Origin of the sequence: Paenibacillus sp. FSL R7-0026, from assembly GCF_038004485.1 — a bacterium.
Taxonomy (GTDB): domain Bacteria; phylum Bacillota; class Bacilli; order Paenibacillales; family Paenibacillaceae; genus Paenibacillus; species Paenibacillus xylanexedens_A.
Genome location: NZ_JBBORG010000002.1, coordinates 22,533 through 48,359, shown reverse-complemented (window position 1 = coordinate 48,359; position 25,827 = coordinate 22,533). Strand labels below are relative to the sequence as shown.

The 25,827-nt window shown below is 46.7% G+C and carries 23 protein-coding genes; 15 read left to right on the top strand and 8 right to left on the bottom strand.

Annotated elements, in window-relative coordinates:
* Nucleotides 1-71: 71 nt before the first annotated feature.
* Nucleotides 72-1,772, bottom strand: coding sequence for a methyl-accepting chemotaxis protein (locus MKY44_RS29135; RefSeq protein ID WP_100527909.1), 1,701 nt, complete (start codon nucleotides 1,770-1,772; stop codon nucleotides 72-74).
* A 353-nt stretch (nucleotides 1,773-2,125) separates the two neighbouring features.
* Between MKY44_RS29135 and MKY44_RS29130 the strand changes: the two genes are divergently transcribed.
* From MKY44_RS29130 to MKY44_RS29120, 3 genes are all read left to right on the top strand, one after another.
* Complete coding sequence (locus MKY44_RS29130) at nucleotides 2,126-3,523, top strand: L-cystine transporter (protein ID WP_341010034.1); 1,398 nt, start codon at nucleotides 2,126-2,128, stop codon at nucleotides 3,521-3,523.
* Nucleotides 3,524-3,895: 372 nt separating this feature from the next.
* Nucleotides 3,896-4,579 carry a queuosine precursor transporter gene (locus MKY44_RS29125; RefSeq protein WP_341010033.1) on the top strand — a complete coding sequence of 228 codons (684 nt, stop codon included), beginning with the start codon at nucleotides 3,896-3,898 and terminating at the stop codon, nucleotides 4,577-4,579.
* A 204-nt stretch (nucleotides 4,580-4,783) separates the two neighbouring features.
* Nucleotides 4,784-5,137 (top strand): hypothetical protein, encoded by a 354-nt coding sequence (locus tag MKY44_RS29120; protein ID WP_341010032.1) that lies wholly within the window; start codon nucleotides 4,784-4,786, stop codon nucleotides 5,135-5,137.
* 291 nt (nucleotides 5,138-5,428) lie between these two features.
* Here the strand turns inward: MKY44_RS29120 and MKY44_RS29115 are convergent, their stop codons facing one another.
* Nucleotides 5,429-6,517 carry a M24 family metallopeptidase gene (locus MKY44_RS29115; protein WP_341010030.1) on the bottom strand — a complete coding sequence of 363 codons (1,089 nt, stop codon included), beginning with the start codon at nucleotides 6,515-6,517 and terminating at the stop codon, nucleotides 5,429-5,431.
* Nucleotides 6,518-6,779: 262 nt separating this feature from the next.
* Between MKY44_RS29115 and MKY44_RS29110 the strand changes: the two genes are divergently transcribed.
* Together MKY44_RS29110 and MKY44_RS29105 are read left to right on the top strand one after the other, a co-directional pair.
* A complete protein-coding gene (locus MKY44_RS29110; protein WP_341010029.1) occupies nucleotides 6,780-7,991 on the top strand; it encodes a PQQ-dependent sugar dehydrogenase in 1,212 nt (403 codons plus the stop codon).
* Between the two features lie 420 nt (nucleotides 7,992-8,411).
* Entirely contained in the window at nucleotides 8,412-8,537 is a 126-nt protein-coding gene (locus MKY44_RS29105) for a hypothetical protein (RefSeq protein WP_341010028.1), read from the top strand.
* A 240-nt stretch (nucleotides 8,538-8,777) separates the two neighbouring features.
* Here the strand turns inward: MKY44_RS29105 and MKY44_RS29100 are convergent, their stop codons facing one another.
* Together MKY44_RS29100 and MKY44_RS29095 are read right to left on the bottom strand one after the other, a co-directional pair.
* Nucleotides 8,778-9,509 (bottom strand): MBL fold metallo-hydrolase, encoded by a 732-nt coding sequence (locus tag MKY44_RS29100; RefSeq protein ID WP_341010026.1) that lies wholly within the window; start codon nucleotides 9,507-9,509, stop codon nucleotides 8,778-8,780.
* 56 nt (nucleotides 9,510-9,565) lie between these two features.
* Nucleotides 9,566-10,108 carry a hypothetical protein gene (locus tag MKY44_RS29095; protein ID WP_341010025.1) on the bottom strand — a complete coding sequence of 181 codons (543 nt, stop codon included), beginning with the start codon at nucleotides 10,106-10,108 and terminating at the stop codon, nucleotides 9,566-9,568.
* A gap of 104 nt (nucleotides 10,109-10,212) precedes the next feature.
* Between MKY44_RS29095 and MKY44_RS29090 the strand changes: the two genes are divergently transcribed.
* Nucleotides 10,213-11,076, top strand: coding sequence for an SDR family oxidoreductase (locus MKY44_RS29090; protein ID WP_341010024.1), 864 nt, complete (start codon nucleotides 10,213-10,215; stop codon nucleotides 11,074-11,076).
* Between the two features lie 12 nt (nucleotides 11,077-11,088).
* Here the strand turns inward: MKY44_RS29090 and thrS are convergent, their stop codons facing one another.
* The 3 genes from thrS to MKY44_RS29075 all read right to left on the bottom strand — a co-directional run bounded on the left by thrS (nucleotide 11,089) and on the right by MKY44_RS29075 (nucleotide 16,079).
* The gene (gene thrS, locus MKY44_RS29085; RefSeq protein WP_341010023.1) at nucleotides 11,089-13,089 is read right to left on the bottom strand and encodes a threonine--tRNA ligase; all 2,001 of its coding nucleotides are present in this window, start codon (nucleotides 13,087-13,089) and stop codon (nucleotides 11,089-11,091) included.
* A 471-nt stretch (nucleotides 13,090-13,560) separates the two neighbouring features.
* The gene (locus tag MKY44_RS29080; protein ID WP_341010021.1) at nucleotides 13,561-15,321 is read right to left on the bottom strand and encodes a sensor histidine kinase; all 1,761 of its coding nucleotides are present in this window, start codon (nucleotides 15,319-15,321) and stop codon (nucleotides 13,561-13,563) included.
* Nucleotides 15,318-16,079: a response regulator transcription factor gene (locus tag MKY44_RS29075; RefSeq protein WP_341010020.1), complete on the bottom strand. Its 762-nt coding sequence runs from the start codon at nucleotides 16,077-16,079 to the stop codon at nucleotides 15,318-15,320. Before MKY44_RS29075 ends, MKY44_RS29080 begins: the two co-directional genes overlap by 4 nt.
* Before the next feature lie 220 nt (nucleotides 16,080-16,299).
* Here MKY44_RS29075 and MKY44_RS29070 point away from each other — a divergent pair, with 220 nt between their 5' ends.
* Both MKY44_RS29070 and MKY44_RS29065 read left to right on the top strand, forming a co-directional pair.
* Entirely contained in the window at nucleotides 16,300-17,400 is a 1,101-nt protein-coding gene (locus MKY44_RS29070) for a peptidoglycan DD-metalloendopeptidase family protein (RefSeq protein WP_341010019.1), read from the top strand.
* A gap of 336 nt (nucleotides 17,401-17,736) precedes the next feature.
* Complete coding sequence (locus tag MKY44_RS29065; RefSeq protein ID WP_341010018.1) at nucleotides 17,737-18,240, top strand: GNAT family N-acetyltransferase; 504 nt, start codon at nucleotides 17,737-17,739, stop codon at nucleotides 18,238-18,240.
* Between the two features lie 116 nt (nucleotides 18,241-18,356).
* On the opposite strand, the gene MKY44_RS29060 is transcribed toward MKY44_RS29065, so the two are convergent.
* Complete coding sequence (locus tag MKY44_RS29060) at nucleotides 18,357-18,848, bottom strand: DinB family protein (RefSeq protein WP_341010017.1); 492 nt, start codon at nucleotides 18,846-18,848, stop codon at nucleotides 18,357-18,359.
* Nucleotides 18,849-19,134: 286 nt separating this feature from the next.
* Here MKY44_RS29060 and MKY44_RS29055 point away from each other — a divergent pair, with 286 nt between their 5' ends.
* The 7 genes from MKY44_RS29055 to MKY44_RS29025 all read left to right on the top strand — a co-directional run bounded on the left by MKY44_RS29055 (nucleotide 19,135) and on the right by MKY44_RS29025 (nucleotide 25,783).
* Nucleotides 19,135-19,554, top strand: a complete 420-nt coding sequence (locus tag MKY44_RS29055) for a hypothetical protein (protein WP_341010015.1) — start codon at nucleotides 19,135-19,137, stop codon at nucleotides 19,552-19,554.
* Complete coding sequence (locus tag MKY44_RS29050; RefSeq protein WP_341010014.1) at nucleotides 19,551-20,840, top strand: ammonium transporter; 1,290 nt, start codon at nucleotides 19,551-19,553, stop codon at nucleotides 20,838-20,840. Before MKY44_RS29055 ends, MKY44_RS29050 begins: the two co-directional genes overlap by 4 nt.
* A gap of 149 nt (nucleotides 20,841-20,989) precedes the next feature.
* Nucleotides 20,990-21,931: a YwqG family protein gene (locus MKY44_RS29045; protein ID WP_341010013.1), complete on the top strand. Its 942-nt coding sequence runs from the start codon at nucleotides 20,990-20,992 to the stop codon at nucleotides 21,929-21,931.
* A gap of 410 nt (nucleotides 21,932-22,341) precedes the next feature.
* A complete protein-coding gene (locus MKY44_RS29040) occupies nucleotides 22,342-22,800 on the top strand; it encodes a DinB family protein (protein WP_051449640.1) in 459 nt (152 codons plus the stop codon).
* 106 nt (nucleotides 22,801-22,906) lie between these two features.
* Entirely contained in the window at nucleotides 22,907-23,863 is a 957-nt protein-coding gene (locus tag MKY44_RS29035) for an aminoglycoside phosphotransferase family protein (protein ID WP_341010012.1), read from the top strand.
* Nucleotides 23,860-24,594: a response regulator transcription factor gene (locus MKY44_RS29030; RefSeq protein WP_341010300.1), complete on the top strand. Its 735-nt coding sequence runs from the start codon at nucleotides 23,860-23,862 to the stop codon at nucleotides 24,592-24,594. Before MKY44_RS29035 ends, MKY44_RS29030 begins: the two co-directional genes overlap by 4 nt.
* A 55-nt stretch (nucleotides 24,595-24,649) precedes the next feature.
* Nucleotides 24,650-25,783 (top strand): sensor histidine kinase, encoded by a 1,134-nt coding sequence (locus MKY44_RS29025; RefSeq protein ID WP_341010010.1) that lies wholly within the window; start codon nucleotides 24,650-24,652, stop codon nucleotides 25,781-25,783.
* The last annotated feature ends 44 nt before the right edge of the window (nucleotides 25,784-25,827 follow it).

The window sequence follows — 25,827 nt, the reverse complement described above, 5'->3', positions numbered from 1 at the left end:
CATGGGGGTATTGTATATCCTATGATTAAATGAGGTTTAAAACAGGTGATGATAGGTTAATGGTTAACCTGTTAGTTTATTTTGAAATTTTTCATAGCGGATTGCAGCTCTACAGCTTGTTCATGCAGATGACGAACTGTATTCGAATGTGAATCCATCTCGCTGAGCTGAAGATCTGCTGTTGAAGCAATCTGTAACATACTTTCACGGGATTTGGTCGTAATCTGTGCCGTTTCTTCAACGGATGCACTCACTTCTTCAGCACCAGCAGATACCTGTTGTGTAGAAGCAGAGACGGTCTGAATGGTCAGATTCACGTTCTGAATCAATTCATTCAATTGCTGGAAGGCTGAGCCTGCTTGTTGAACGACCGTTGTGCCTGAACCAATCTCCTGGGTTACACGGTTCATGGCGTCAACCGAGCGTTCAGCGTCTTCACGAATGGTACCCAGATAATCCGAAATTTCTTCGGTGGCTGTCTTGGATTGCTCGGCAAGTTTGCGAACTTCTCCAGCAACAACAGCGAATCCGCGGCCATGCTCTCCGGCACGTGCTGCTTCAATGGAGGCATTGAGTGACAGCATGTTAATCTGTTTGGTGATTTCAAAAATGGAAGCAACAATGGTGCCGATAGCTACCGAACGTTCATTCATAGTTTCCACATAACGCAACGATTCGCTTGCTGTCTGGCCTACACGCTCCATCTGCTCAATGGCATTCTGAGCCAGTCGGTTACCGTTAACTGCCTCGTTGGCTGCTTCACCAATCTGGTCAGACACTTCAGCGGAAGAAGAAGCAATATGCATGATACCTTGCGTAATTTCTTCCATGGCTCTGGCGTTCTCGGATGCGCTTGACGCAATGCTGATGCTGCCTTTTTCTGCATCTTCTGCGGAGCGGCTGGAGTTTCGAACCATACCGGACATCGATTCAACCCGCTGAAGCAGGTCATTGGAGCCTGATACAACTTCATTGGACGTGGACAAGGCACGGCTAATCATTTCTTTCAGGTTATGCGTCATCGTCTGGAAGCTTGCGGCAAGCTGGGCAATTTCATCTTTACCTTTGATCTCTAGTTCAGCGGTCAGATCACCCTGGGATATTTGTTTGCTATGTTGGACAAGCTTGATGATTGGTTTGGTAACTCTTTTGATCATACTAGTGGAGATAAGCCAGCCGAGCACAAACACTAATGCTGTAATCCCAAGACACAACCAGAAAATTTGAGTAATCTTGTCTTGAATGAACTGGGCATCCATGCTCACAGCCATAATCATGTTACTTCCTGCAATGGGGATAAAGGCTGCTTTATGTACACCAAAGGAATCGGAGTAGACCTCGCTGATTACCATTTCTTTGTTTTCAATAGCTGCATTCATTGCGGGTTCTACACTGATCTCATCCTGGGCTTTCATGCCTGAGGAAGAGTTGGCAACAACCACTTTGGCTGTGCCATCTTGAATAGCAACAACGTAAGCCGCATCCAAATTATGTTCTTTTGCTTTATCTGCCAGATACGATTCCACGGTCATGGCAGCACCTTCAGAACCGGCTCCGCCACTCTGTACCTGTAGGATTTTGGATGCTGAAGTATTCTTGTATATATCCTGAATGGACGTGTTTAGGACTTTGTCAAACTGCGGCAGCACATAGCTTTGAATAATATTCATCGATACGGCATAAAAACTGATACTGAACAACAGGGAAGCAACCAGCAGAACGAGGAACAAGGTGCCTCTGATTTTACCGGCAACGGTGCGATTACGAAACATATGATCATCCTTTCACGTCAAGTTCATTAACATTGTCGCTTTTCCGTAATCATAAGACCTATCTACCAATGAAGAAAGACCTAAATTAAACGTTGAGAAAACTTGGGAATAAGCGGATATACCTATATTACAAAATTAACCGGAGGTTGAATAGCACAATTTTCACGATTTGGTGTATTTTTTTCAGAAATAGATGAATCTGTTACATGCATATTACATAATATCAATTAATACCTACCAGAATAGTTTGTTATATGTTATATTGTAAAATGTCTTTGTCGGAAGTACAAAAGATAAAAGAGAAAATCGGATATTTTCCGGTTACACACATACCTGAGGAGGATTTAAAAGAAATGGATACTTTTCTAGTCATATTGAATGTAGTGGTTATGCTTGCCTTACTTGGCATCCTCTACTGGATGCAGAAAAAGCATATCTCCTTTACAAAACGCGTATTTGCGGGTTTGGGACTGGGGGTTGTGTACGGGGTTATTCTTCAATTGGTGTACACATCAGGTTCTGATGTAGTTACGAAATCAGTCGATTGGTTCAATCTGGTCGGTTCAGGATATGTTCGTTTGTTACAAATGGTCGTGATCCCATTGATCATGGTGTCCATCATCTCGGCCATTATGAATCTGAAGGGCAAACAAAATCTCGGCAAGATGAGTGTTTCCATTATTGCCATTCTGTTGATCACCACAGCGATTGCCGCAGGTGTCAGCATTGTAACGAGCCTTGGCTTTAACCTGACTTCCATTGAGATTCAAGGAGGAGACCGGGAGAATGCGCAGATTCAGAAGGTGGAGGAACGGCTTGTTGATGTGAAGGATCAGACCATCCCGCAACAAGTGCTGGAATTCATTCCTTCGAATCCATTTGCAGATATGACAGGAGAACGTCGTACATCCACACTGGCGGTGGTTATCTTCTCCGCGTTCATCGGTGTAGCCGTACTTGGACTGGATCGCAAAAAACCTCAGCAGGCGGAGACGTTCCGCGGTATGGTTAATGCGGTATATGCGGTGGTTATGCGAATTGTTACGCTGGTGCTGAGGCTTACGCCTTACGGGATTCTAGCACTGATTACAAAGGTAACGGCGACAACCAATGCGGAAGAGATATTAAAGCTCATCAAATTCGTCATTGCGTCCTACGTGGCCCTCATCGTGATGTTTATTATTCATCTGATCATTATCTCTCTGTCCGGCTTCAACCCGATTACGTATTTGAAGAAGGTGCTGCCAACACTGGTATTTGCCTTTACGTCCCGTTCAAGTGCAGCGGCGATCCCGCTGAATGTGGAGACACAGACGAAGAAACTCGGCGTATCGGACGGCATTGCGAACCTGTCTGCAAGCTTTGGGGCTACAATTGGGCAAAACGGCTGCGCCGGGATCTATCCGGCCATGCTGGCGGTTATGATTGCTCCGACGGTCGGCATCGACCCGCTGAGCTGGGACTTCATTGTGACTTTGATCCTCGTAGTCATGATCAGTTCGTTTGGTGTGGCTGGCGTTGGCGGCGGGGCAACCTTCGCTTCCCTTATCGTATTGTCCACCATGAATCTGCCTGTGGCTCTGGTTGGACTACTCATTTCCGTGGAGCCGCTGATCGACATGGGTCGTACAGCGCTTAACGTGAACGGGTCGATGACATCAGGACTCGTAACGAGCAGAATTTTGAAGGAAAACGATCGGGACACGTTTAACGATCAGAGTCGTGAGCTGGATTCTGCGGCTCAGGCTTAATACAGAATGGATTAGATAGAAGCTCACATTAAGATAGCTAGAGCCGTCTACAAATCTAGTGAGAAAAGCCGTCCTTCGGAGGAATCCGGAGGGCGGTTTTTTGTGGCAATCAAATTATACTTTACACGGTGTGTGATGCAGTCTTCTTTTTCGATACATGGTGCAAGGCAAGGAGATACAAAAACAGTCGTATGGTCGAGAGGACATGGGAGGAATATAGCAGGGATCGTATTCACTCAGGCACACTTGGAGTTATTTAGTTCTGTTCATGGGACGAGAAATGTGATAGAGTATTCATGTTTTGGCCCTGAGCCAAACCGCGGTTCGTAACCATCCCGCGTAATCAAAACTAGGAAGGCAGTGTATGTATTTATGTTTAACTTAGGGTGGGGAGCAGTTTTTGTTCTCGTAACTTATGGATTTTTCCTGCTGTGTTACCGCTTGTTCGGTAAAAAAGGTCTCTATGCCTGGATTGGTGTGGCTACGGTTATAGCCAACATTCAGGTGACCAAAACGATAGATATCATGGGAATCGTACTGACGTTAGGCAACACGATGTATGTCAGCATGTACCTGACCAGTGACCTTCTCAATGAGAAATATGGACCAGGTGAGGCACGCAAAGCCGTATGGTTTGGATTTTTCACGCTTATCATGACGACGGTTCTGATGCAGATGGTATTGTTCTTTGAACCGGCACCGACGGACTTTGCACAGGATTCGATGAAAGCATTATTTGGTCTGCTGCCACGTCTGGCACTCGGAAGTCTGACAGCTTATTTTATCAGTCAGTTCCTGGATGTTCGATTGTACTCTTGGCTACGCAAGGTGGCTCCAGGGCGCAATCAGTTGTGGATTCGCACCAACGGTAGTTCGATCATCAGTTCATTTGTAGATACACTGGTGTTCTGCACGATCGCGTTTGCGTTCATCTACCCTTGGGATGTTTGGCTGGAAATCTTCCTGACAACGTATATTATCAAATTTGTATTAACTGCGGTTGGAACGCCGTTTCTGTATGCGGCACGTAGCTTTAAGTTTAAGGATGAAGCTTAGACAGTATTCAAAGAGTATCACTTAAAAAAAAACTCTGCGCAGTCAATTGTAATTCGGACTCTGCAAGGGTTTTTTTTCATAGAAAAGACCCGAAACAAGAAAAATCCTTTTTACATTTTTATGAAAAAGTTATAATATAAACGACCTGTCGTTATAAGCGTGTATCATTAGGAAAGATGATTTTCATACAAAGGGGAATCGCACATGTACTCTACACTGCGTTATACACTGGAAAGCAATGGCACAACCTACGAGAATGATAGCATTAATGCCTCGTTATTGGTGGAGTTGATCTCCAATCTGGAATTGCAGGAATTCGTAGTACTTGTACCTTCCGAGCTGGTGGAGGGAAGTATGTATATGCAGGCTGCTGCGCTTGAGGAACCGGGGCAAATGGTGGCGGAGATTCGTTTGCAGGAAGGCGAGGGCGGTTTCCGACATTACAGCTGCAGAACAACAGATACGACTGGGATTATTCAATGGTTTCTAGATTACTGGGGGAAGCAACAGCTGCCACAGCTGGAGTCTTGGCAAGATATCACGCATGAGTTTGACTAATGGTAAATGAGTGAGCAGGAATAAAATTACGTAGAAAGCAGACGGAGTAATTTAGGATATGCTTTGTATTAATTAAAATCCCGCAACCCATGATATTCATGGATTTGCGGGATTTTTTCGTTCGCGTGTGTACGTGCTACTTTTTCTGTATACAGGCCTGAGGCGTACGCGAAAAGAGTATATTATTTTGAAGATATAGTTCAGCACAGGCTCGTGCAGTTTAGTTCATGATGCATAATATCGGCTGAGCATTGATGTATATGGTCTGTTTTTGACATACATCCAATTGGATTAGTCAGTAAGGATTTGCAGTTCTTTTGGATATGTTGTCAGAACTTCCACACCCGTCTCGGTCACAAGTACATCATCTTCGATACGGACGCCGCCTGCTGCGGTATAGATGCCCGGTTCAATCGTGAATACGGTACCTTCATTCAGGATGTCCATATTCTCTGCATGGAGAGAAGGATACTCATGTACGTCGATACCCAATCCATGGCCTACTCTATGCATAAAACGCTCGCCGTATCCCGCTTCTTCCGTGACCTGGCGTGCTGCACGATCCACTTCGGCGCAGGTAATGCCTGGTTTCACGATTTGGATAGCAGCTTCGTTCGCTGCGAGCACAGTGTTATAGATAGTTTTGAGTTCAGGTGAGATATCACCAAAAGCGAATGTACGCGTGATATCCGAGGCATACCCTCCAGCATACACACCCATGTCAAACATCAACAGGTCACCATGTTGCAGTTTCCGTTCACCCGGTGTACCGTGTGGCAGACCTGTTTTGGGTCCCGTGAGCACCATGGTATCAAAGGAAGGGCCATCGGCACCCAGCTTTTTCATCTGATACTCCATCTCGGCGACAAGTTCGATCTCGGTTACACCTGTGCGAACATGAGAGAGTCCTTGACGCAATGTTTCTTCAATCAGATAAATGGCGTGGCGAATGCGTGCTACCTCATCAGGTGTTTTTTTCACACGTAATGTGCGAAGCAGGGGGCCAACATCTTCAAAGCTGGCAGCACCTAGCGCGGCGGTCAGTTGTTCATAACGTGCGACCGTCACGTATTCTTTTTCGAGACCTACCCGGCCCAAGCGCCCCTGATAACGATCAAATAAAGCGTAGGGATTATCCGTATCCGTGTGAGTGGCAATGTTGGATACCGAGGAAGCGGCTGTGGCAGCTTCAGCATCAAGCGCAGGTACGATCAACAAGGGTTCTTCGCCACGTGCCAGAACCAGACCGAGGAAGCGTTCATGCGGATTGCTCGCAAATCCAGTTAAATAGTAGATATGTTTTGGATCTGTGATCAGCATGGCGTCCAATCCTTGCCCGGACAGATCGGCTTCAAGACGAGATAAAGGGTTTTGATTCATAAGTGTAGTTGTCCACCTTTCCATTCATACTATTCTTCTATTATAAAAGATTATGATGGAATTCCAAACCGCAGTGATTTCATATCCTCGGAATCCTTTGAATTCTCGGTTTAAGCGGCTGATATGAAGGGTAATACAGGGCGAAACCGCTATACAGATGAATAATAACACCACAACTATAGCGAACAATACATTAACAATACGTTGAAGCTTGACTTGTTTATTTTATACAAAAGAACGATATACGAAGGGAGATGTAATCATGAATAATCGAGTAACCGTTCCGCTGTATGCTTCATTATTAAGTGTGGCACTGTTAACAGCGTCATGTTCTTCAGGTGAACCCTCAACGGGAGGGGGAGGGCAAACGTCTCAGGGGCAGGGAACCGGTCAGGGACAGACAGCCAATGGAGGTAATACCGGTGCAAGTGGAAACGAGAGTGGAGCGCAGGGAGAGACGGTTATTCCGTATCAGGCTTCCGTTCTGGTTGAAGGATTGAATGCACCATGGGAGATTGTGAGTGTGCCTGATGGTCGGATGTTTGTAACGGAACGCCCTGGTGCGATTCGGGTCATTGAAGATGGAAAACTAGCCCCTGAACCACTGATTGAATTCTCAGCCCCGTTTAATGAAGAAGGTGAGGGAGGTCTGTTGGGGCTTGCAGCAGATCCGGACTTTGAGGAGAACGGTTACTTGTATGCTTACCACTCCTATCTGGAAGGCGATGACATTGCCAATCGAGTGTTACGCCTCAAGGTGAATGATGGCAAAGCCGTCATAGATCAAGAGTTGCTTGGTAACATTCCAGGTGGAACAAATCATAATGGTGGGCGGATCAAAATTGGCCCGGACAAGTTGCTCTATATCACGACAGGTGAGCGCTATGAACCGGAATTGTCACAGAACGAAGATAGCCTTGGAGGTAAAATATTGCGGATAGGTCTCGACGGATCGATCCCGGTAGACAACCCATGGCCGAATTCACCTGTATACAGTATGGGACACCGCAACGCACAGGGACTGGCATGGAATCCGGACAACGGTTACCTCTATTCCACGGAGCATGGTCAGCGTAATCATGATGAGATCAACCGGATTGTGGCCGGGGAGAATTATGGCTGGCCCGAGGTAGAAGGAGACGACGATGACAATGGCGCATATCAGGCTCCGCTTGCACATAGTGGGAACGATACATGGGCGCCGTCTGGTGTAGCTTTTGTAGAAGAAGGACCTTGGGCTGGATCACTGATTGCTGCAAATCTGCGTGGAGAGCAGCTGCTGAAGGTCACTCTTTCGGAAGATGGCACACAGGTGGAGAAGGTGGAACCCATCTTCGAAGATGAATGGGGCCGGATTCGTAATGTGAGTGCTGGTGAGGACGGGAAGTTATATGTGCTTACGAACAATCGGGATGGACGAGGATCGCCACGTGATGGAGATGACAAGCTGATTGTACTAACTCCGGAGAGCTGAGTCGGGGTCAATGGAGATAAAGTCAGTGTTGCAGGACAGCGTCGCACCGAATTGGTCTCGCCGTAAGGTAGCGAATGGAGTGAGTTTAAAACGAACGGTTGCCGCTTATCTTGAACCAAAGCCCTGACTGAAGTGCCCTGAATCTGAATCTGAATCGATCTAAATAAAATTTTTCTAACGAACATGACGCACCTTAAATAGAGGTTTGGTGGCGGTCGTAGAATTTAACGAACCTCAGCCGCGCTATATCGCCAAAATTCACTAGAAACCTGCCGAAAAACGAATGAAATGAGTAACTAGGGTGTCTGGAGTTCGTTAGAAAAACTTGATACTCAAAATACTGCGTATAGGGTGTCTGAGATTCGTTACAAAACAACTATAGCGTTTAGACTGTGCCTAATTCATTAAAGGTGAAACTCTGTGAAGAAAGTAGACACTTACGTTACGGATTTTCCGGTGAATTGTTTTGCCAAACGGGCAGGGGAAAGATACTGTGCACATGCCGTGGTGCAATATAAGATACTGCGTGCATTTCTGTATGAATAGTGTGCGCAATAGGTGCTACCGTACGGTCAACACCAGTGCAGTAGAGTAGTAGAAGTGAGTGGTTAATTAATTAAAGGAGCTGTCCCTGTCAAGTTCATGACATTGGGACAGCTCCTTGATTGTAATGTATGTGTCATCCTAATCTTGAATGAGCTACAACGCACAATGCCGCACGAAGAGAAACAGCGTTAATAGGATGCTTGTGTCATTCAAAAGCACTCACAAGTCCGCGTTCTTTACTTACTCTGCGCTCTCCGCAAGTGTGGCAATGCGCTGAGTCGGATCATTCGTGTACTCTCCACCGTGATAACAGAGAACCTTATTGAGCTTAAGGTTGGTCAGTTTCTTCAGGCTTCGCAGCGCTTCAGGCATGTCCGGTGTCGCTTGTGGTGCAGGGCCAACCAGTTCATCATCAACCACACGAAGTTCATCGGCAGCGAGCAGGAACTGTTGCTCTCCGAAATACAGGCAGATATGACCTGGCGTATGTCCCGGTGTATGAATGACCTGTGTACCACCTTGAAGGGGTAACAAGTCTCCGTCCGCCAGAGTTTTACTAATGTTCACTTCAGGCAGCTGCAAGAGCAGTTGGTCTGCCAGTGCCAAAACGGGCGCGGGCAGCAGAGCACGACGTTCAGGCGTGAATTTGATCAAAGGCTTCTCACCGGTTAGATATGGAATCTCATCGGCATGTGCCCAGATTTCCAGATCGGGAATAGCATCAAGCAGAGCGCCCAGATTACCGATATGATCGATGTCCTGATGGGTAATAATCACACGTTTGACGTCCGAGAGTTGTACGCCCTCTTGTTCCAATGCAGATTGAAGTTCGGAAAATTGTCCAATCATGCCCGTATCCACCAAGGTAACGCCATCTACATCACGAAGCATGACGGGGAATATGGGGCTGTTCCCGGAAGGTGTGGGAATCTGAAGATTTAGCACAGTAATCGAAGTTGTTGGATGGCTCATGGTTATCCGGACCGTAGTCCGGTACACCTCCTTTTCTTTTTTAGCAATGATTGTTGTTATTCAGGGCGATTATATTTTAAGTGTTTTCTATATTTTTTTACCGTATGGAGCAGCGCTTCGAACGTTTCTTCTTCATTACTGCCATCCTTAACGATAGTGACAAATGAGAAATTATCATGGACAAGTTTGTTCCTCGTCTGAAACACCAGGCTAAGGGCTTCAGCAAAGTGTTCTTTTTCGGATTCCAGAGCAATGAACTCTTTACTCAGTTCGGCCTGAATAATCTCCATATTGGAGCGTGCACGGTAGGCAGGAGTTTTCATCAGCTGGGTCGAATTAAACTTTTTCTGATATACGTCTCTGTACAGTTGATGTAACATTTGTTCAGTAATGGCGCATAGTTCGATGACCAGTGAAGCATATCTTCGGTTTTTGCGTTTTCGGGTGAGCTCACGTGTTTCTTCTTTGTCCAAAATACCGTATTTTTCATACAGCGTAGAATCAACGTTCTGCAAGATTTCCTGATATTCCTGTTCGAGTATTGCGATTTCAAGTTTGGCTTGTTTTTTAACTTTTTTAAAATCTTCTTTGGTCAGCATACTTGTCCTCCCATGGAAACCGAGATGTGATCCTATCATTATCTCATATTGTCCGTCGTTGCGCCTCTAATTTCGGAACCTCAGGTTCAGAAGGGAAGTACCTCATGTCCAATCAGACAGCAATTGTAACAGGAGCTAACTCAGGTATGGGGTTGGCAACCACCGTTGAACTTGCAAGACAAGGATATCACGTAATCATGGCATGCCGCAGTGAGAAGCGCGGACAGGAGGCTCTTCAGGAAGCTGTGCGTCAGTCCGGTTCTTCTGCGATTGAATTGATGCTGTGTGACCTGGGTTCACTCGAAAGTATACGCCAGTTTGCCCGCGCATTCCGCGAGCGTCATGATCGCCTTGACGTTCTGGTTAATAATGCGGGGGTGGTGATGGTCAAGCGGAAGGAAACCTCAGACGGGTTCGAACAGAGTATCGGCATTAACCATCTGGGGCATTTCCTGCTGACCTTACTTTTGACAGAGCCTCTGAAAGCCGCGAAGCAGGGACGGGTTGTGAACGTTTCGTCAGGTGCTTACAAGGCCGGCAAAATCCATTTCGAAGATCCACATCTGCACAAAGGTTATAATCCGATCAAAAGTTATGCTCAATCCAAATTGGCGAACGTGCTGTTCACTCGTGCACTAGCTCGCAAACTGTCAGGTACGTCTGTCACAGTGAACTGTCTACACCCTGGTGCGGTGGGAACGAGTATTGGCGTAGATCGCAATACTGGATTTGGCACACGCATTATGGCGTTTGCAGGTAAACTTCCATTCTTTCTGTCCCCTGAAGAAGGGGCGCGAACGGCTGTTTATCTGGCCACAAGTCCTGAAGTCGTCGGCATCACCGGTCGTTACTTCTATCAACAGAAAGAGCAGCAGCTGAAGGCACATGCCGTTGATGATGCTTCAGCTGAGCGTTTCTGGACGTGGAGCGAAGAACAGGTGGGGCTGAAGCCTGACGAGAAGTTGTAATGCGGATGAGGTTCAGACTTTTGCCTTCACAGCTTGTTGGATCATTTCAATAACAGCTTCAATACGTTGGATGCCTTGATCTCCCTGACCGTATGCACGGACAGAAGCGGATGAGGCATTTTTCTCATTCTCACCAAGCACGAGCGAATAAGGCACTTTTTCCATCTGGGCTTCACGGATTTTGTACCCGAGCTTCTCGCTGCGCAGATCTGTTTCTACCCGAATGCCCGCAGCCCGGAGTTGGCTCTGTACCTGGAGTGCATAGTCTGCGTAATGATCTGATACAGGCAGCAGCTTCACTTGCACAGGCGCGAGCCAGAGTGGGAACGCTCCTGCATAGTGCTCAGTCAGAATGCCGATGAAACGATCAATGGAACCATAGATGGCACGATGGATCACGACCGGACGGTGTTTCAGGCTATCCTCGCCAATGTAAGTGAGGTCGAACTTCTCCGGCATTTGAAAATCAAGCTGGATTGTTCCGCACTGCCAGCTGCGCTTCAGCGCATCGAGGATATGAAAGTCAATTTTCGGTCCATAAAAGGCACCGTCTCCTTCGTTAACGCGATACTCCACGCCGCGGCGATCCAGTACATTTTGCAATGCTCTTTCGGCTTGATCCCACAGCTCTTCCGATCCCATGGAATCTTCCGGGCGAGTGGACAATTCAATCTTATATTCGAATCCAAAGATATCGTACATACGTCCGATCAGTGAGATCGCCTGATTAATCTCGTCCTCGATTTGCTCTGGCATGACGTAGAGATGAGCATCATCCTGGCAGAATGTCCGCACACGCATCATGCCGTTCAGGGCACCTGAGAATTCATGACGGTGAACCTGACCAAATTCCATCATGCGAATGGGCAATTCGCGGTAGGAATGAAGTGTGTTTTTGAAGATCAGCATGTGCCCAGGACAGTTCATCGGTTTCAGTGCAAAAGTGGCATCGTCTACTTCAGAGAAATACATGTTGTCCTTGTAATGCTCCCAGTGACCGGATTGCTCCCACAGACGATTGTTCATCATGAGAGGAGTCCGAACTTCCTGATACCCTTCCTGCAATTGCAACTCACGGGAGAACTGCTCCAGTTCAGTGCGAACAGTCATACCTTTGGGCAGATAGAAGGGCATGCCGGGCGCTTCTTCGGAGAACATGAACAGTTCAAGCTCTTTGCCAAGTTTACGATGATCCCGTTTCTTTGCTTCTTCGAGCATGTGCAGATGTTCATCCAGTTGGGCTTTGTTCGGGAAAGCAGTGCCGTAAATGCGTTGCAGCATCTTATTATCCGAGTTACCCCGCCAGTACGCACCAGCGACATTTAATAACTTGAACGCTTTGATTCGACCAGTGGATGGGAGATGGGGACCACGACACAGATCGAAGAACTCACCTTGATCATAGATCGAAAGTTCGGCATCCTCTGGCAGATCCTGAATGAGTTCAAGCTTGTAGGGGTCCTGGATTTCTCCGAAGATACGGAGGGCTTCCTCCCGGTTAACGACCCGGCGACTGATCTTATGATTCTCCTGAATGATTTTGTTCATTTCCCGCTCGATGGCAGCCAGATCGCTAATGGACAAGGCATGCTCCAGATCAACATCGTAATAGAATCCATCTTCAATGACTGGGCCGATACCCAGTTTCACTTGTTCTGCACCGTAGATGCGTTTGAGCGCCTGTGCGAGCACATGTGCTGCGCTGTGACGATAACGATACAGACCTTCCGCACTGTCCAAAGTAACGATAACAAGTTCGCAATCTTGCTTGAGCACCCAATCGAGATCGACATTTTGACCATCTACAATACCGCCAATAGCCTGTTTTCCCAGGCTTGTGCTGATAGATGAGGCAACCGCACCTACAGTGATACCTGCTTCGTAAGAACGTACCGCGCCACCTTGCAGACGGACCTCAATGGAATGACTGGATGGTTGAAGATCATTTGCTTGATTGTTTATTTCGTTACCTGATTTGTTGCTTGCTGAGTTACTGTTTTCTTGTTTGCTCATGTGAACCACTCTCCATTTCTTAAAATGAAAGCGCAAAAAACACCCGTCCCGGAAAAGGGACGAGTGCGCTTGGCTCGTGGTTCCACCCTAATTTGGTTATGGTGCACCCTGCTCTCGGCCAGCCGCCGGAACAGGAAACATCATAACCCTCATTGGAATCCGTTATCGGGGATCAGGCGGTGAACTCTACTGGCAACAAGCCGAACACCCGGAGGAGGTCCGAAATGCTGAGGTTCGAGGTCACGGCTGCAGAGGGGTAATTCCGGTCCGTTCGCTGAAGAAGGTTTCACCAATCCCCTCTCTCTCTGGGCAGCACGCAAACGAAATCATGTCTCTGGTCATCGCCAAATATGTTAGATCAACTCATTAAAGTTATCCTGAAATGTGTTGCATTCAATATCAATATATTGGAACAGGTGTTATTGAGTGTCGATTATATAGACTGAAAATGGAAAGGTCAAGCGGAACATTTTAATTGGTTTCGGACGGCCCATCCCATATTAAGCGAATGATCGTTCCTTCACCAGGGGTGGACTGTACCTCAATACGACCATTCATGGCTTCGATCAAACCTTTGGTTACCGCCATGCCCAGCCCTGATCCAACGTCCGATGTACCTGTATCTGTACCGCGATAGTATCGTTCAAATAACTTCCATACCGTCTCGGGGTCCATGCCTCGTCCATTATCGGCAAACTGAATGCTGAATTCATCTGCCTGCTTACCAGAATGCACACTGACAACCAGGATGGACTCGGGCGGATTATGAAGAAGGGCATTGGCGGTCAGATTATCCACAATTCGTTCAAACGACGGAATATGGACAAGTCCATACACAGGCACTTCAGAAGGTTGGAATACGATGCGACCTTCCCCATATGCCGGATTCCGTTCAGCGCGTTGGATCAGATCACGGAGCAACGTATTTACGTCAGTCTCTTCCACCACAGGTTGATATCCTCCACTGCGTAATCGATAGGTCATGGCAAGGTCGTTGACAAGTCTGTCCATATACATGGACTTATCGAGCATTATACCTGCGAATTCCCTGACTTCTTCCGCGGTCCAGCTATACTTATCTGCCTCAAGCATATGAGCATATCCCTGAATGGAGGAGAGGGGGGTCTTCAGATCATGTGTTATGCCAGCAATCCACTCCTCCCGCAAAGAATCCGTCTGTTTCCGAAGTTCTTCATCTTGCTTCAATGTGTGAGACAGGGCCTGCATGGAGCGAAGCACTTCAGCATACACGTTGTATTTTCGCTTCCACTTTCCGTTACGACGCTGACTGCGAGGCACCCCAAAGGCTCCGGTAGGTTCCTCGTAATGTCCTCGTTCCAGACGCTGTAACCATTGGAGCATATGCAGCATGGGTGAACCGAATCGGTTGGCATACCAGAAGGCAAGCAAAATGAGCAGAATGATGATGGACACGATCAATACAACCAATGCCGGTTCCAGAATAAAATTGTAGGGGTTTTGGTTTCCGGTCGCCAATGGATCGCTAGGTATGCTAATCAGCCAGGTAGTTTCATTCTGTTCGTCGTACCACGTGGCAACAGACATACCTGATCGACTCGGATAGCGAATTTGCAGAACCAGTTCCTGAATGGTGTATTCGCTTGGTACGCCCATGGCCGGTTTGTTAAAGGAGGAGAGTTCGCTTCCTGACGCGTCCAATACTTGAAGATAAGCATTAGCGGCACGAAGCGCCTCCTGTTGGTCGGGCTGAAGATCAAGCTTCCCGTTGGTGAAAGCAAGATCTGAACGAATGTTATTCATTAAGGACTTGGCCGGGTTACTCTCGCCATATAACAAGGTGAAGTCCTTCCCGTTTTTCTCCCGGATCAGCATGACAATCTGATAAGGAAACGGCTTCTGGCTTTCCCAGTATGCAATCAATTCCCCCGGTTTATAGTGAGTAGGAACATCAGCAGGTGTGTGATATTCATCAATGGCGTAACCTTGTTCATCGAGAACCTGGAGCCAGCCTTGATTTTTATCCACTTGTTTCAGCAATTCGGGGTCATATCGGATCGTATTATCTGGCAGAATCTCGGCTGTATTAATCAATTGGTCCAGACCATTAACAGCAAAATCATCCACCAGATTCACTTCATTTATCTTTTGCACAACCCAGTAGGTGGCTACAGACCCAAGCAGGATGATAAGAACGACTGCACCGGCAAGCATCCCGATAAACCGGGTCATTAACCTGCGACGAATACTCATGGGCGTGACACATGTTCAGGCTGAATCAGTTTGTACCCCAGACCCCGGACGTTCACGAGAAACACCGGATTGGAAGGATCGGCTTCAATGCGCTCCCGAATGCGGTGAATATGAACCATCACGGTATTGTCATCACTAATGGCTTCAGAGCCCCAGACACGTTCATATAGATCTGATTTGGTGAAGATTCGATTGGGATGTTTGCAGAAAAAGAGTAACAGTTGAAACACAAGTGCCGGACAGGATACGGACTCACCTTCAACCCGAAGTTCACCAGCCCACTCCAGCACTTGAAACCGTCCAAAGTCGTACACGCCTTCCGATGTGCTGAGAGATGACGTATTTACGTTAGATGGGACGTGATCCGAGATTGCTGCGGTTTTAGAAGGTAAATAACGCTTCAGTAATGATTTAATTCGAGCAACGACTTCCAGAGGATTAAAGGGTTTGGCAACATAATCGTCGCCACCAACGGCGAATCCGGTTAATTTGTCATAATCGGTTGTTTTGGCCGTCAGAAACAGGATGGGCGCATCAGTGACCTGTCGTAGAAAAGGACAGATTTCCAGTCCGCTTTTGCCAGGAAGCATGATGTCGAGCACGATGCAATGATACGTCTTGTTGTTGCATGCCTCAATGGCAGCTTCGCCTGTTGTAACGGTATCAATATCGAGAAACTGCTCTTTGAGCAGAACGGTTTTGAGCATATGCAGAATAGCCTGTTCATCATCCACAAGCAGTAATGAGACGTTATCCATAGTTTAAAAATGACCTCCTGATCCTTCCGTTGTGTGTATTGCTAATCATACCATTCAAGAGGGCTGTATAGCGTACGAGCTATCTTAACGGAATCTTAATTATGCAGCGTTAGAGGGCATGACGAGTTTAACTACTGGTAAGTTGGGGTTAGACGAAGGATAAGACTCATTCTGTACACTTAACTGGAAAGTATAACGATTAGTAGAAGGGATGTTGAGAATGAACAGAGAAGGTCATCTGAAATCAGAACAAAATACACATTCAAAATTACAGAATAAAAAGGGCTGGAAGGTGCTTGCGATTACCCTTGGAGCTTGCGTAATACTGTCTGCTTGCGGCAACAGTAACTCCATTACTTCCGACCAGGCGGAGCAGCAGTCAGCCGAACAGGCGTCCAATAATGAAGCGAGCGAGAACTCCAATCAGGAGCAGAACTCAAGTTCAGAGGTGAGCGCGGTGGTTACACCGGACAATTTCATAGATACGTTGATGAACGGTTCAAAGGATGCAATCTATAATCAGTTCTCTCCGGAATTAAAGGGGACGTTAACACTTGAACAGTTCAAAACGACCGCTGATCCTTTTCTGGAGGGTGTTGAATCATGGGAGCAAGTGGTAGACGCCAAAATGAATCAAATATCTGAGGTGGCCTGGAAGGATCAGACTGGGACCAAAGGGATTCGAGCCTATTTTTCCGAAGAAAATCAAATTGAAGGTCTCTCGATCCAACCACTGCAAGCTCATGAGGACACGGATGCCAAATTCACCAAAACGGAATTTCAATTGCCGATGAAGGGGGAATGGTACGTATTTTGGGGAGGCAATGATGCCTTGTCAAACTATCATTATGAGCACGAAACGCAGCGGTATGCGCTAGATATCGTTCGGACCAAAGAACAATCCAGTTATCAAGGTGATGCAACGTCAAACGAAAGCTATTATGCTTTTGGTGAACCGCTTTATGCAGCTGCCGATGGTACTGTCGTCGATATCAAGAACGATATACCGGACAATGTGCCGGGTGTCATGAATCCGGAAGAACCGGCTGGTAACTATGTGGTAATCGACCATGGCAACAGTGAATACAGCATCACAGGACACATCAAGGAAGGCAGTGTTTCGGTCAAAAAAGGAGATAAGCTCAAGCAGGGAGACCCTATCGGTGAGCTTGGTAATTCGGGGAACTCCAGTGAAGCTCATCTGCATTTCCAGGTATCGGACGGCCCGGATCTGTTCACATCTCGCTCAATTAACATTCGTTGGGCAGACCAGACTCAGCAGTTAACTCGTGGGAACACAATACAGGGACTTCCAGAGTAATTCTATATATAAGTTAAAGCATTGAATTTACACTTAACTACTACGCGGACAGAACCATCTTCCGATCGCTGTTATCCCCAGATTTTATTGATTCCCTTGTATAAAGGGGAAAATCCGGGGATAAAGGCACAGTGTATGCTTCCGAAGTAACTTTCTTGCAGAAAGCTTTTAGCTTCGCTTCTTCTGATTGGTTCTGTCCTCTCCGTTGTAGTGTAAATATTTACTTAAACATATACAGATTTCTCTGTCAGAATGTTAGAGGTGACGAAAACTTCTCTTCTCCGTTATAATATCCTCTATGATAATAGAACGATCTGGAATGATGGAGGAGTAGCGATGAAACTGGAAGATGTGCAGATTGAACATGCGCGCCTGGAGGACTTGCCGAGGATTGTGGAGATTTATAATTCTACTATTGAGGGTCGTATGGCAACAGCGGATTTGGAGCCAGTGACGGTGGAGCAACGGTTGCCTTGGTTCGAGGAACATACACCGGAACATCGTCCACTTTGGGTGATGAAGCAGGCAGGACAGGTGGTAGCTTGGGCAAGTCTCAGCTCGTTCTATGGACGCCCTGCGTATAATGGAACGGTGGAAGTCAGTGTATACGTGGATCAGCAATGCCGCGGAATTGGGGCTGGCGGACGTTTGCTCGAAACGGTATTTGCAGCATGTCCTACACTTGGAATTAAGACCATTCTGGGATTTGTCTTCGGGCATAACGAACCGAGTCTGGGGTTATTGCGCAAGCATGGTTTTGAACAATGGGGTTATTATCCCGAAGTGGCCGTGTTGGATGGTGTGAATAGAGATCTGGCGATTTTGGGCAAAAAAATATAAGTGTCGTTCTTATTCGTAACATAAGAACACTGAAAACCTCCAATCTAAATTAATAGGATTGGAGGTTTTTTTGTCGTTCGACTCTATTCTTCGCTATGTGAAAAAGGAGGTTGTGTTTATACGCCAAGCTGCTGTTTAATCTCTTGGATCTGTCCCAGATGACGTTCCTCATGATAACTTGTAAAGTCAATCCATTGGGTAAGATCCATCTCACCAAATACAGGATGAGGAAAGGACTTGCTGCGCAGCAGGTCAGGATCATGATCCAATGCAAAGTTGTTTAACGCTTGGTGAGATTCGTCCAGATCATTGCGTACGTCTGCAAGTGCTTCAGGCGCTGCTGGAGGCTGAAGATGGGGTGGTGCCTCGACGGAGCGGCTGCGGTCCAACGATAATTCATATGGTTTTTTGTCCACAGACACCGTCTGTTCCTTCTCGAGGGCTAGGCGGGCTTGTTTTCCAATGACATCTTCCATCAGATTCAGATGTCGTAGTACTTGCATAATACTCCATTGTTGGGGTGAAGGTTTTTGGTTCAATTGTTCTTCTTCGAGTCCAGAGACTGCTTCCCAGATTTGGTTGCGTATATTGTCATTACGAGTAAACATTGTGCAATCCTCTCCTTATATATAGGTTCTATGATGCGAGTAGTCTGTGTATGTTCATTACCCCAAATGTGGATGCTTATTCTATAAGCATTGAGAATGGAAAGAGTGAATGCGAACCTAGGCAAGATTAGCCTTTGTTAGATGTAATCTGTGCCAAATAAAAAAAGCCGTTCTCCATGAACGGTTCATTTAAATCCATCCCAAGTCCAAAAAAAGATTGACGGGCAGACCCCGGCAAACTATAATCGGTACAAGTAACTTGATATGTAAGGAGTCCTGACATGATATGTTAGTAATCGACGAGGTGTATCACCATACAGCATTGCAAATATCATCGTCCGATTTATTGTACCTTATCGAACGGCTGAAGGTCAAAAAAGAAAGTGAGATCCAAACGCTCAAGCAGAAGATCGAACAGTTCGAACAAAAGCGTCGAGCGGAAGAGGTCGCTTATCAATCGTTGTCGCCCGTACGCAAATGGTTTGCGGGACGCCCCGCATCCCATCATCAGGCGGTGGAATATATGGTTCAGGTGAAGGAACGTTTTCGCAAGATGGAACAGATTCGCAGACGCATACGTGAATTGGATCAGATCGCAGAGCGAATTAAGCATCCGGACAGCATTGAGCGGGACGAGATTGAGCTTGCGCCCGATACAATCCGTGAGCTCAGACAGCTTAGTGAAACGGAGGATGTACAAGCATGACTTTGGAGACGTTAAGCACCGGGATCGATACGGTCTGGGTCGTACTGAGTGCAGCGATGATTTTATTGATGGAGGGTGGATTCGCCCTGCTCGAGGCTGGCTTTGTGCGTTATAAAAATAGTGTGAACATTATTATGAAGGTATTTGCTGACATTACGATTGGAACGTTGCTGTTCTATGCGATCGGTTTTGGACTGATGTATGGTTCGGACGTAGGCGGTTTTGCGGGAGTAACGGGATTTTTCCTGAGTGGGGATTTGTCTCACCTGGACGTGCCGGTATCTCTGGAGACATTCTGGTTGTTCCAGGCGGCCTTTACCATTGCCGTTATTTCCATCGTTTCAGGAGCGGTAGCCGAGCGGATCAACTTCCGTGCTTATCTTCTGTATATCATATTGATGACGGCGATCATCTATCCAATTGGTGGACACTGGGCATGGGGCGGCGGCTGGCTTAGTCAGCTGGGGATGCAGGACTTTGCCGGTTCGGCTGTCATCCATGCGCTCGGCGGATTCTCAGCACTGGCTGCTGCGATTATCATTGGTCCGCGTAAAGGGAAGTACACGCCACTTGGCGTAAGTGCCATTGCACTCCCGAGCAATCTGCCATTGGCATCTGTAGGTGCATTTCTGTTATGGTTCGGCTGGTTTGGCTTCAATGCGGGTAGTACACTCAGCGCGACGGATGTAAGAATTGGTCACATTGCGATTGTCACGATGTTATCTGCGGCTTCGGGTGGGGCGGTTACGCTGTTGTATACGTTATTCCGCTTCAATCGTTCAGATGCACCCTCGGTCATTAACGGTTCGCTTGCGGGACTGGTGGGTATTACGGCAGGCTGTGCTTTTGTTGGTGATGTAGCAGCGATATTCATTGGGGCAGTATCTGGCTTGTTGATGATGGCTGCCACCAACTGGCTGGACCGTCGGCAGATTGATGATCCAGTTGGTGCTTTCCCGGTGCATGCCGCATCAGGAATGTGGGGCACGATTGCTGTAGGTCTGTTTGCCACGGATGGTGGACTATTCATGGGCGGCGGCTGGAGGTTGCTGGGTGTTCAGGCACTTGGCCTTACAGCCCTGGTCATCTGGGGATTCGCCATGACCTGGATCGGGTTAAAGCTGATTGGCAAAATTGTGCCTGTGCGTTCGACAGAAGAAGAGGAGGATCTGGGTCTGGATATCAGCTATCATGGTGTGATGGCAGCCCATCAGGCCCATGAATTCCTGGATGGTGAGGAGCATATGCGCGCTTATCAGGAAAAGTCTTCTGATCCAAATCGTTAAATGGAATATAGGATAAGGAAGTAGACTGACAAGGAGTGTCAGTCTCTTTTTTTGCTAGAAGCAGGGAAAGACGTCCGGGCGGAAGAATATACAGGTGTGAACCTGAATATGTCTCAGCATAGGTGTATTGTCAAAAGGGGAGGATCTATATGATTAAGCCAGAACAATGTGAACGTCTGACCAGAAAAGCCCGTAAAACACTTGAGGAATATGGTTTGGGAGTTGCTGCCGATCTGCTGTTATCCTCAAGCCGCTGGGGAATTCGCCTCGATGTATCCACACTGGACGAATATCGCAGAACAGGAAACTCACGTGTGGGCGGACATCCGGATTTGCCGAGTCGCATGGAATGGCCCGTAACACAAGAAGGAGTCCCGATGACTTTCCTGGCCCAGTTGAACCTGGTGGATTTGTCGCCGTATACGCCGAATGATGGGCGCGGAACTTTGCCTGAACGTGGAATGTTATACTTTTTCGTTGGCACGGATGAATCTGCTTGTCCCATTGAACATCGTGTGATCTTTGAGCCGAGTTCTCATAACCTGATAAGGCGAGAGCCAGAAGGTGATACCGCGCTGGATGGAGCACCGTTTGTTGCACATTCAGTGACCGTACTGCCTAATCTTGAGTTTCCTACATATGCATATATTGACGCCAACGCGCTGAATGAGCTCTCGCCGCCTCGGCTTGAGACGGATGAGACCGAAGCGGAAGTGAGTCTGTATGACCGATACCTTGAATTCGAGTCGAGCTGGAATCATCCAAGTACGCTGAATTGGGGTGGAATGTTTGGATATCCTGACGGGCAGCATCCGGATGCCGAGCATCGGGCCTTGTTACAGATCGCATTGGGAGAAGAGTACGATTATAATGAGCAGGAGTGTGAGAAGAAGCTGACCAAGCATTACGGCGGTGATGAGGATCGGACATGGCAGGAACTATCCGATACGCTGCTGCTGTTGAAGATAGATACACATGATGCTATTGGTTTCCAATGGTGGGATTGCGGGGAACTGCAATTTTTCATTCGCAAGTCTGACTTGGAGGCTGGACGATTCAAGCAAACGTATTGTTCGTTATACTCAAGTTGAGCAAAGATTTGAACTCATATAGGCAACAAAATGTCCTGAATCCCGTCTATAAGAAGGAGGAAGGACTTTTTTTGTTCGTAAATTGTTATATAAATTGATGACAGAACAACCTTCCGATCGCTGTTATCCCCAGATTTTTTTGATTCCTTTTATAAAGGGGAAATCCGGGGATAGCGTATGCTTCCGATGTAGCTTTCTTGCAGAAAGCTTGTAGGCGAAGTGTATGCTTCCGAAGTAGCTTTCTTGCAGAAAGCTTTTAGCTCCGCTTCTTCAGGTCCTTTCTGTCCTCTACGTTTTGTGTAAATGTTTTGTTCAATTTATATAGATTTGGGGTATATATTAGGGAGGGATATCTTGGTTGATAACCGATCATATGTTCTGTATAATGGGATAAAAAGGAAGTGTATCTGTTGATTCAATCTGCGTTCAAACATATTGACGTGGCCGTAACATCGTTGATTGATATATGTGATCAGTTGTCGGAAGAAGACTTGGCTTTGACTCCAATTGAAGGTAAACGGCCTGTTGGAGAGTTACTAGCTCATCTGTCTGTGATCTGCCGAGCGGATGTTTATATTTCCGAAGGTGCATCGGAGGAAGAGATGGCTCAATTCTATGCAGAGAATCAGGTGCATTCGCTCGGTGAGATCAAGCAGGCTTTGATTGATAACCAGATGTATCTATACCAACGGTACAGGCAGTTTAACACGGAAGAGTTATTACATGTGACGGATTCGTACTGGGGAGCTTCCTATAGTCGGCTGGAGTGGTTACTTGAGATTATGGGGCATGTATATCATCACAGAGGACAATTGTATACGATGCTGACCCTGACGGGCAAAGAACCCGAATCAGTACTTTTTAAATAGAAATAGATAGAATACATATAAGCATGTTATAGGAAACATCATGGGTTAAAGTGGGAATAGACCGACGATACTACACGTTATACGTGAAATAACGGAGGATTCTGGTATGCAACGACATAATACATGGAATGCATCGATGGACAATACGTTGATTGACAGGTTAAAACAGATTCCTGAACTTGATCAGGCTACACGGATTGAACCTGTTATGAAGGGGTATTCAGCGGATGCTAAATTCAAAATGTTTGTCCCTGGCCAAGGCCATGTGCTAGTGAGGGTATATGATGTTGCTGAGGAATGGATGAAACAAAGGGAATATCAATGTTTGCAAAGCATGCAACAATTAGGCGTACTGTGTCCAGCAACGTTGGGCACAGGTAGATTGGATGAGAAGCATGGTTATATGATTTTTAGCTACATTGAAGGCGAAGATGCTTCCGAGAGATTGCCCAAGCTGAATGAACAGCAGCAGTGGGCGGTTGGTTTGGAAGCAGGAGCGCAGCTACAGCTGATTCACCAGTTGCCGATGGAGGAACAGATCGAATCATGGTACATACGCAAGAGCACCAAGCATCAACGTTACGTGGAGCGCTATAAACAGTGCCCGATCGTGATGAAAGAGGATCAGGCCATTCTAACGTTTATTGCAGACCATCTCGGTTGGATGAAAAATCGTCCAGATGGATTTCAGCATGATGACTTTCACCCGAGCAATCTTGTCGTTAAGCAGGATAAACTCGCAGGAGTGATTGATTTTAATCGTTATGATCAAGGGGATCCCATTCATGAATTTTTGAAGCTGGGTTTGTTTGCTTCGGAGATCAGTATTCCATATTCCATAGGTCAAATTCAGGGCTATTGCGATGGCAATGAACCGGATGAGTTATTCTGGAGATTGTATTCACTGTATACGGCTATGGCGCTGGTGTCTTCTGTGGTGTGGATTCAGCAGGTGAAGCCTGAAGATACGCTTGAGATGATGGCCAAGATCGAGCGTGTCCGTGAAGATCACGATGATTTTCGCAGTTTCATCCCGCGGTGGTATACTTTGAACAGATCATGAATTATGGAAGGGAAAGGAATAATGCCGTGGCAGAGCCAGCAACTATTCTGCTTGTGGATGATGAGCAGGAGATTATTAAACTGATGGAAATTTATTTTGGCAACGAGGGTTATCGGATTCTCACCGCGAATGATGGGCTTGAAGCGTTGGAACAATTGAAAAAAGAGTCGATCGATCTCATTATTCTGGATGTCATGATGCCAAATATGGACGGAATCGAAGCTTGTATGAAAATTCGGGAAGAGCAGAAAATGCCGATTATTATGCTGTCCGCCAAAAGTATGGATATGGATAAAATTACAGGGCTAAGCATCGGTGCTGATGATTATGTGACCAAGCCGTTTAACCCGCTTGAACTTGTGGCACGGGCCAAATCCCAGCTGCGCAGGTATCATACCTTCAATGAAGGTCGGGAGAACAAAGAGCACGAGTGGGTTATTGATGATCTGGTCATTAATACCGATACACATGAAGTATGGGTGGATGAGCAGCCGGTTCGTCTGACTCCGCGTGAATTTGCTGTTCTTGAACTACTGGCTCGTCACCAAGGTTCAGTACTTAGTATGGAACAGATCTATCGTCAGGTCTGGAAAGAAGAATTCATGGAGTCGAACAATACCGTCATGGTGCATATTCGCAAGATTCGTGAGAAGATTGAACTCGATAGCAAACATCCCAAGTTCATTCAGACCGTATGGGGTGTTGGTTATAAGATGATCAAACCGCAATAAACTTGTACATCCACAGGATGTCATGTGACATGAACACAGGCAGGGAGTTCCTACTATGAATTCAAAGCTGATTAATACAGTCCGATGGAAATTTATCTATGCATTTCTACTGAGCGGAATATTAACTGCAGTTATTTTGTACGGGGGCAGTCAGGTGGGGCAGACCATCCTGGAAGCTCAGACGTATCCGGATTATTCCATTCCGGCTCAGGGGATCAGGTGGTTGGTGAATAATATTGGTTCAGTGCCTTTGATGATTGTGGTAGGCGTGCTCAGTTTTGTGCTGTTTTTTTTCCTGTTTTCTCGTAAGGTGATGCGGGTTCTGGATGAAATTACGGCAGGAATTCAGGAGGTTGCCAAAGGAGAGTTATCCCATCGCATCGAAGTGAAGACCTCGGATGAATTCGGAGTGGTTGCTGCAAGCATTAATCAGATGGCTGAACAATTGCAGTTATCTCTTCAGGAAGAGCGTAATGCAGTTGCTGCCAAAAACGACCTGATTACGGGGATATCACATGATCTGAGAACACCGCTCACTTCTATTCTGGGATTTCTGGAGTACATTGAGAAGGATCGCTACCAGGATGAGATTGAGATGCGCTATTACGTTAGCATCGCCTATGAGAAATCCCTGACCCTTCGCAAGCTGATTGATGACTTATTCGAATATACGCGTGTGAGTGGCGGGAGTCTTCCGTTGTCTTTGCAAGCGTTGAACCTGAATTCGTTTCTGATGCAGCTGGCTGAAGAGTTTGCTCCCATGCTGGAGGATGCTGGCATGACCTACAAAATCATCGGCGGGCAAGAGCCACTATGGATAAAAGCTGCTCCGGGGGAGCTTGTAAGGGCGTATGAGAATCTGTTCAGCAATGCCATTCGGTATGGTTCGCAGGGTAAACTAATGGAGATTGGGCTGGCCCTTGAAGGTGAAGAGGCTGTAGTCCGCATCAGTAATTATGGTGAACCGATTCCGGCACAAGATCTGCCACATCTGTTTGATCGATTCTATCGTGTGGATAAATCGCGTTCCCGTGAAACGGGAGGTACGGGTCTCGGCCTGGCGATTGCCAAATCGATGATTGAATTACATCGAGGAAGTATCGTTGCCTACAGTGAAAATGGCAGAACGGATTTTGTTACCCGATTCCCTGTAACTGCTGCTCCGCCAAGTAATTACGAAGAGCAGTAATAATTAAGAATTTGGTAAGAAGTTAACTACTTCCTCATTAAGAA

Coding starts and splice junctions, on each gene's coding strand:
- MKY44_RS29135 (WP_100527909.1), bottom strand. CDS start 1,772: ATGTTTCGTAATCGCACCGTTGCCGGTAAAATCAGAGGCACCTTGTTC.
- MKY44_RS29060 (WP_341010017.1), bottom strand. CDS start 18,848: ATGTTTACTCGTAATGACAATATACGCAACCAAATCTGGGAAGCAGTC.
- MKY44_RS29065 (WP_341010018.1), top strand. CDS start 17,737: ATGAAACTGGAAGATGTGCAGATTGAACATGCGCGCCTGGAGGACTTG.
- MKY44_RS29095 (WP_341010025.1), bottom strand. CDS start 10,108: ATGCTGACCAAAGAAGATTTTAAAAAAGTTAAAAAACAAGCCAAACTT.
- MKY44_RS29120 (WP_341010032.1), top strand. CDS start 4,784: ATGTACTCTACACTGCGTTATACACTGGAAAGCAATGGCACAACCTAC.
- MKY44_RS29125 (WP_341010033.1), top strand. CDS start 3,896: ATGTTTAACTTAGGGTGGGGAGCAGTTTTTGTTCTCGTAACTTATGGA.
- MKY44_RS29110 (WP_341010029.1), top strand. CDS start 6,780: ATGAATAATCGAGTAACCGTTCCGCTGTATGCTTCATTATTAAGTGTG.
- MKY44_RS29130 (WP_341010034.1), top strand. CDS start 2,126: ATGGATACTTTTCTAGTCATATTGAATGTAGTGGTTATGCTTGCCTTA.
- MKY44_RS29025 (WP_341010010.1), top strand. CDS start 24,650: ATGAATTCAAAGCTGATTAATACAGTCCGATGGAAATTTATCTATGCA.
- MKY44_RS29100 (WP_341010026.1), bottom strand. CDS start 9,509: ATGAGCCATCCAACAACTTCGATTACTGTGCTAAATCTTCAGATTCCC.
- MKY44_RS29075 (WP_341010020.1), bottom strand. CDS start 16,079: ATGGATAACGTCTCATTACTGCTTGTGGATGATGAACAGGCTATTCTG.
- MKY44_RS29030 (WP_341010300.1), top strand. CDS start 23,860: ATGAATTATGGAAGGGAAAGGAATAATGCCGTGGCAGAGCCAGCAACT.
- MKY44_RS29080 (WP_341010021.1), bottom strand. CDS start 15,321: ATGAGTATTCGTCGCAGGTTAATGACCCGGTTTATCGGGATGCTTGCC.
- MKY44_RS29070 (WP_341010019.1), top strand. CDS start 16,300: ATGAACAGAGAAGGTCATCTGAAATCAGAACAAAATACACATTCAAAA.
- MKY44_RS29090 (WP_341010024.1), top strand. CDS start 10,213: ATGTCCAATCAGACAGCAATTGTAACAGGAGCTAACTCAGGTATGGGG.
- MKY44_RS29050 (WP_341010014.1), top strand. CDS start 19,551: ATGACTTTGGAGACGTTAAGCACCGGGATCGATACGGTCTGGGTCGTA.
- MKY44_RS29035 (WP_341010012.1), top strand. CDS start 22,907: ATGCAACGACATAATACATGGAATGCATCGATGGACAATACGTTGATT.
- MKY44_RS29045 (WP_341010013.1), top strand. CDS start 20,990: ATGATTAAGCCAGAACAATGTGAACGTCTGACCAGAAAAGCCCGTAAA.
- thrS (WP_341010023.1), bottom strand. CDS start 13,089: ATGAGCAAACAAGAAAACAGTAACTCAGCAAGCAACAAATCAGGTAAC.
- MKY44_RS29115 (WP_341010030.1), bottom strand. CDS start 6,517: ATGAATCAAAACCCTTTATCTCGTCTTGAAGCCGATCTGTCCGGGCAA.
- MKY44_RS29055 (WP_341010015.1), top strand. CDS start 19,135: ATGTTAGTAATCGACGAGGTGTATCACCATACAGCATTGCAAATATCA.